This is a genomic window from Micrococcus sp. LASM2_SD2 (assembly GCF_057364565.1).
Map to the genome: position 1 here is coordinate 1 of NZ_JBNFOB010000180.1, position 5,125 is coordinate 5,125.

The 5,125-nt window shown below is 70.3% G+C and carries 2 protein-coding genes and 1 pseudogene; all 3 read left to right on the forward strand.

Annotated elements, in window-relative coordinates; all coding sequences use genetic code 11:
* Window positions 1-130: 130 nt before the first annotated feature.
* The 3 genes and pseudogenes from AC2W7A_RS09335 (at window position 131) to acnA (ending at window position 5,032) form a co-directional block, all read left to right on the forward strand.
* On the forward strand, window positions 131-568 hold the full coding sequence (locus AC2W7A_RS09335; RefSeq protein ID WP_485991122.1) for a hypothetical protein: 438 nt from the start codon (window positions 131-133) through the stop codon (window positions 566-568).
* A 131-nt stretch (window positions 569-699) separates the two neighbouring features.
* On the forward strand, window positions 700-2,145 hold the full coding sequence (locus AC2W7A_RS09340; protein WP_485991123.1) for a class I SAM-dependent RNA methyltransferase: 1,446 nt from the start codon (window positions 700-702) through the stop codon (window positions 2,143-2,145).
* Window positions 2,146-2,330: 185 nt separating this feature from the next.
* A pseudogene (gene acnA / locus AC2W7A_RS09345) lies at window positions 2,331-5,032 on the forward strand (aconitate hydratase AcnA).
* The last annotated feature ends 93 nt before the right edge of the window (window positions 5,033-5,125 follow it).

Here is a 5,125-nt window from a genome sequence, read left to right on the forward strand (position 1 = left end):
ACTACCACGGATCCAGCAACGACTCGAGGGCCTGACCCCGATGAAGTATCGGGAACAGGCCCTCGAGGAAGACAGGGCGCTTACGCTCTGATTACCAGTCCAACAACCGGGGACCAGTGCACCCTCCCGGGTGCACGCGACCGTCGTCGTGACCTCGCTCAACCGGCCGACCCTGCGGGCGCTGGCGTACGCGCGGGCGAGCCGCCCCGCGAGCCTGGAGGCCGTCGTCGTGGACATCGAGCGCGAGCAGACCGCGGCCCTGCTGCTCGAGTGGGAGAAGGCGCGGGTCCCGGTGCCGCTCACCGTGGTGGGCTCGCCCTACCGCGACGGCGTGGCCCCGCTCGTGCGCCACCTGCGGCGCCTGTCCGGGAGGCGCAGCCACGGGCTGACCATGGTCTACCTGCCGGAGTACGTGGTGCGGCCCGGATGGCGCACGCTGCTGCACAACCGGGCGGCGGCGCGGCTGCGCTCCCGCCTGCAGCGCGAGCCCGGCGTCATGATCGCGATGGTCCCCTGGCAGGTGCAGGAAGGACTGCGGCCGGGCGACCTGGGAGCGAACACCAGGTGACAGGTCGGTGACGTCCGGCGCTCGGACCTGGACGGATGCACGGGTCTCGGTCATCCGCGGGCCCGAGAGCGTGCAAAGATAGGACCGCACCAGCGTCGGCGCAAGGTCCGGCGTGCGGCTCCGGAAGGAGAATCCATGGCGGTCACCGACACCCCCCACGACGCCGTCGACGTGGACCGACTCATGACCTCGAGGTCGGAGCGGTCGCACACGGCGGCCACTGCGTCGCCCGGCACGAGGGACGCGTGGTCTTCGTACGCCACGCCATCCCGGGAGAGCGCGTCCGGGTCGCCCTCACGGAGTCCGAGGAGGGAGCCCGCTTCTGGCGCGGCGACGCCGTCGAGATCCTCCGGCCCTCCGAGTTCCGCCGCATCCACCAGTGGAAGCTCGCGGACATGCTGCGCGCGCACGCCTCCGGCCGTCTGCCGGTGGGCGGCGCCGAGTTCGGGCACATCGTGGTGCCGCACCAGCGTCGGCTCAAGGCGCAGGTCTATCGGGACACGCTCGCACGCATCGCCGGACTCACGGTGGAGCCCGAGGTCATGGTGGCGGGGGAGGACGAGCCCACCGGCCAGCGCTGGCGCACCCGCAACGCCTTCGCCGTGACCCCGAACGGCCACATCGCCATGCACGCCCACCGCTCCGCGGCCCTCGTGCCCGTGCGCAACATGCCCCTGGGCGTCCCGGCGTTGGACGCGCTCACGCTCTGGGACTGGGACTTCTCCGGCGCCGAGCGGGTCGACGTGGCCACCCCGGCCGACGGCGGCCAGCCGCTCGTCCTCGTCACCCCCACCCCGCAGACGCGGGCCGACGAGACCCGTCTGGGGCGGCTGCGCACCCGGATCCGCCAGACCGCGAACGCCCACGGTGAGCCGTCCACGGCGTTCGTCCTGCCGGCCGGGCGCCGGAAAGCCCCGGCGGAGATCGAGCGCATCACCGGCCGCACCTGGGTCCAGGAGACGGTCGCCGCCGCCCACGGGGTGACCCGCACGTTCCGCGTCTCCGGCGAGGGCTTCTGGCAGGTCCACAAGGACGCCGCGACCACCCTGGTCGACGTCGTGACGGAGGACGCCGCGCCGGAGCCCGGCCAGGTGATCGCGGACCTCTACGCCGGTGTCGGCCTGTTCACCGCGTTCCTCGCCGAGGCCGTCGGCGAGACCGGGCACGTGCTGTCCGTGGAGGCCGCCCCCAACGCCTCGCGGGACGCGCTGCGCAACCTCCACGATCTGCCTCAGGCCACCGTGCTCAACGGTCCCACGGACCGCGTGCTGGGCAGCTGGCTGGCAGACCCGGAGGCCACGGCCCGGGACGGCGGCCTCGCCGGGTGCCGCCTGGACACCGTCGTGCTGGACCCGCCGCGTGCCGGGGCCGGCCGCCGGGCCGTCGAGCGCCTCATCGCGCTCGCGCCTCAGACGGTCGTGTACGTCTCCTGCGACCCGGCCTCGCTGGCGCGGGACCTGGCCTGGCTGACGCGGGACGGCTACGAGGTGACGCGCGCCCGCGTCATCGACCTGTACCCGGACACCCACCATCTCGAGTCCGTGACGGTCCTCAAGCGGGCCGCCGCGGCCTCCTGATCCGCGAAGGATCGCGCAACACACCCGCCTCCACCCGCCTCTCGGGGTAGGGTGGAGGCGAGTGCGGCGCACGTCACCCCGGCGACGATCGGCTCACGGATCGCCACCGCTCAGCGCCGCCCGTGTGAGACCCACAACTGGACGAGCGCCCGGCACGGAGGCCGGGCAGGAAAAGGAGTCCTCCCGTGACGACTGTCGACAGCTTCGGCTCGAAGGGCGTCCTCGACGTCAACGGCGCCGAGTACGAGATCTTCCGCCTCAACGAGGTCGAGGGCGCGGAGAAGCTGCCCTACGCCCTCAAGGTCCTCCTCGAGAACCTGCTCCGCACCGAGGACGGTGCGAACGTGACCAAGGAGCAGATCAAGGCCCTCGCGAACTGGGACCCCTCGGCCCAGCCGGACACCGAGATCCAGTTCACCCCGGCCCGCGTGATCATGCAGGACTTCACCGGCGTCCCCTGCGTCGTGGACCTGGCCACCATGCGCGAGGCCATCAAGGACCTCGGCGGCGATCCCACCCGCGTGAACCCGCTGTCCCCGGCCGAGCTGGTCATCGACCACTCCGTGCAGATCGACTACTTCGGCAACGACCAGGCGATCGAGCGCAACATGGAGGTCGAGTACCAGCGCAACGGGGAGCGCTACAAGTTCCTCCGCTGGGGCCAGACCGCCTTCGACGACTTCAAGGTCGTCCCCCCTGGCATGGGCATCGTCCACCAGGTCAACATCGAGAACCTGGCCCGCACCGTCATGACCCGTGAGGTCGACGGCGTGAACCGCGCCTACCCGGACACCTGCGTCGGCACCGACTCCCACACCACCATGGTCAACGGCCTGGGCGTGCTGGGCTGGGGCGTCGGCGGCATCGAGGCCGAGGCCGCGATGCTCGGCCAGCCGGTGTCGATGCTGATCCCGCGCGTCGTGGGCTTCAAGCTGACCGGCGAGATCCCGGCCGGCGCGACCGCCACCGACGTGGTGCTGACCATCACCGAGATGCTCCGCGAGCACGGCGTGGTCGGCAAGTTCGTCGAGTTCTACGGCGAGGGCGTCGGCTCCGTGCCGCTGGCCAACCGCGCCACCATCGGCAACATGTCCCCGGAGTTCGGCTCCACCGCCGCGATCTTCCCGATCGACGACGTCACCCTGGACTACCTGCGCCTCACCGGCCGCTCCGAGGAGTCCGTCGCCCTCGTGGAGGCGTACGCCAAGGAGCAGGGCATGTGGCACGACCCGTCGAAGGAGGTCGAGTACTCCGAGTACCTGGAGCTGGACCTGTCGACCGTCGTCCCGTCCATCTCCGGCCCGAAGCGTCCGCAGGACCGCATTGAGCTGTCCTCCTCCAAGGACCAGTTCCGCAAGGACCTGGCGAACTACGCCTCGGGCGACGAGGACGGCGCCGGCCGTCCGTCCAAGACCGTGGGCGTGAAGATGGAGGACGGCCGCGAGTTCGAGCTGGACCACGGCGCCGTGACCATCGCCTCGATCACCTCCTGCACCAACACCTCCAACCCGTCGGTCATGATGGCCGCGGGCGTGCTGGCCCGCAACGCGGTGGCCAAGGGCCTGACCTCCAAGCCGTGGGTCAAGACCTCCGTGGCCCCGGGTTCCAAGGTCGTCACCGACTACTACGAGAAGTCCGGTCTCCGCGAGTCCCTGAACGAGCTCGGCTTCAACGTGGTCGGCTACGGCTGCACCACCTGCATCGGCAACTCCGGCCCGCTGGAGGCCGAGGTGTCCGAGGCCGTCCAGGACAACGACCTGGCCGTGACCGCCGTCCTCTCCGGCAACCGCAACTTCGAGGGCCGCATCAACCCGGACGTGAAGATGAACTACCTGGCGTCCCCGCCGCTGGTGGTCGCCTACGCCCTGGCCGGCTCCATGGACTTCGACTTCGAGAACGAGCCCCTGGGCCAGGACTCCGAGGGCAACGACGTCTACCTGAAGGACATCTGGCCGGACCCGACCGAGGTCGAGAAGATCATCGAGGAGTCCATCGACACCGAGATGTTCGTGGACAAGTACTCCACGATCTTCGACGGCGACGAGCGCTGGCAGGCCCTCGAGACCCCGACCGGCAACACCTTCGAGTGGGACGAGAAGTCCACCTACGTGCGCAAGCCCCCGTACTTCGAGGGCATGGGCATGGAGCCGGAGGCCGTCACCGACATCGAGGGCGCCCGCGTCCTGCTGAAGCTCGGCGACTCGGTCACCACCGACCACATCTCCCCGGCGGGCTCCTTCAAGTCCGACACCCCGGCCGGCAAGTACCTGCTGGAGAACGGTGTGGAGCGCAAGGACTTCAACTCCTACGGCTCGCGTCGTGGCAACCACGAGGTGATGATCCGCGGCACGTCGCGAACATCCGCATCAAGAACCAGCTCCTGGACGGCGTGGAGGGCGGCTTCACCCGCGACTTCACCCAGGACGGCGCCCCGCAGGCCTACGTGTTCGACGCCGCGCAGAACTACGCGGCCGCCGGCACCCCGCTGGTCGTGCTGGGCGGCAAGGAGTACGGTTCCGGCTCCTCCCGTGACTGGGCCGCCAAGGGCACCGCGCTGCTGGGCGTGAAGGCCGTCATCGCCGAGTCCTTCGAGCGCATCCACCGCTCGAACCTCATCGGCATGGGCGTCCTGCCGCTGCAGTTCCCGGAGGGCGAGAACGCCGACTCGCTGGGCCTGAAGGGCACCGAGGTCTTCTCGATCACCGGTGTCACCGAGCTCAACGAGGGCAAGACCCCGAAGACCGTGAAGGTCGTCGCCGAGGGCGAGGACGGCACGAAGGTGGAGTTCGACGCGGTCGTCCGCATCGACACCCCCGGCGAGGCCGACTACTACCGCAACGGCGGCATCCTGCAGTACGTGCTCCGTCAGATCGCCTCGAAGGCCTGATCTACGGGACGCCGCCCGCGCGCGGGCATCACGACGGCGGCGCCGCCCTCTGCACGGTGCACTGGTCCCCGGTTGTTGGACTGGTAATCAGAG